1 protein-coding gene is annotated in these 1,642 nt (G+C 62.7%); it reads right to left on the bottom strand.

The features are described 5' to 3' along the window. Positions 1–1,507 (bottom strand): urocanate hydratase (gene hutU / locus HX818_RS30980; RefSeq protein ID WP_177021363.1); only part of this gene is annotated, 1,507 nt, incomplete at its 3' end. Positions 1,508–1,642: the final 135 nt, after the last annotated feature.

Raw genomic sequence — 1,642 nt, 5'->3', positions numbered from 1 at the left:
CCGAGTGCTGGGAGAAGCCCATGCCGACGCCGCCGCCGTGGTGCAACGAAACCCAGGTCGCGCCGCTGGCGGTGTTGAGCAGGGCGTTGAGCAGTGGCCAGTCGGACACGGCGTCGGAACCGTCCTGCATCGATTCGGTTTCACGGTTGGGGCTGGCCACCGAGCCGGAGTCCAGGTGGTCGCGGCCGATCACGATGGGTGCCGACAGCTCGCCGCTGCGCACCATTTCGTTGAATGCCAGGCCGAGCTTCGCGCGCTGGCCCAGGCCAACCCAGCAGATACGTGCCGGCAGGCCCTGGAAGCTGATGCGCTCGCGGGCCATGTCCAGCCAGTTGTGCAGGTGCGCGTCGTCCGGGATCAGCTCTTTGACTTTGGCGTCGGTCTTGTAGATGTCTTGCGGGTCGCCCGACAGCGCAGCCCAACGGAACGGGCCGATGCCACGGCAGAACAGCGGGCGGATGTAGGCCGGGACGAAACCCGGGAAGTCGAAGGCGTTTTCCACGCCCACTTCTTGCGCCATCTGACGGATGTTGTTGCCGTAGTCGAACGTCGGGATGCCTTGTTTCTGGAACTCGAGCATGGCTTTGACGTGCACGGCCATCGACTGCTTGGCGGCCTTGATCACTTCGGCCGGTTCGGTCTTGGCGCGGGCGCGGTATTCGTCCCAGGTCCAGCCGGCGGGCAGGTAGCCGTTGAGCGGGTCGTGGGCGCTGGTCTGGTCGGTGACCATGTCCGGGCGCACGCCGCGCTTGACCAGTTCCGGAAGGATTTCAGCGGCGTTGCCCAGCAACGCGATGGAGATCGCCTGGCCGGCCTTGGTGTATTTGTCGATGCGCGCCAGGGCGTCGTCGAGGTCGGTGGCTTGTTCGTCGACGTAGCGGCTGCTCAGGCGGAAGTCGATGCTGACCTGCTGGCATTCGATGTTCAGCGAGCAGGCACCGGCCAGGGTCGCGGCCAGTGGCTGTGCGCCGCCCATGCCGCCGAGGCCGGCAGTCAGGACCCAACGGCCCTTGAGGTCATCGTTGTAGTGCTGGCGACCGGCTTCGACGAAGGTTTCGTAGGTGCCCTGCACGATGCCCTGGCTGCCGATGTAGATCCAGCTGCCGGCGGTCATCTGGCCGTACATGGCCAGGCCCTTGGCATCCAGTTCGTTGAAATGCTCCCAGCTCGCCCAGTGCGGTACCAGGTTGGAGTTGGCGATCAGCACGCGCGGGGCGTTGCTGTGGGTCTTGAACACGCCGACGGGTTTGCCGGATTGCACCAGCAGGGTTTCGTCGTCGTTGAGGTTGGTCAGGCTTTCGACGATCTTGTCGTAGCATTCCCAATTACGTGCCGCACGGCCGATACCGCCGTACACCACCAGTTCTTTCGGATTTTCGGCAACCTGCGGGTCGAGGTTGTTCATCAACATGCGCAGCGGCGCTTCAGTCAGCCAGCTTTTGGCGGTCAGCGTGTTGCCGCGTGCGGCACGGATTTCAACGTCACGGTATTGGGTAGGCTTGGTCACAAAAAAATCCTCAACGATCAATGCGCGAACATTGATGGGTGCGAAGAGGATGCTCATGGACTCTTACGCACACATCTTTACTTGTACATACAAGCATATGCAAGGTTGTTGCCAACTCGACGTGTCGTTAAACAG

The organism is Pseudomonas sp. F9001, assembly GCF_013385435.1.
In the GTDB taxonomy this organism is placed as follows: domain Bacteria; phylum Pseudomonadota; class Gammaproteobacteria; order Pseudomonadales; family Pseudomonadaceae; genus Aquipseudomonas.
Note: the sequence above shows the minus strand (reverse complement) of the source record. Positions and strands in the feature narration are given on the sequence as shown.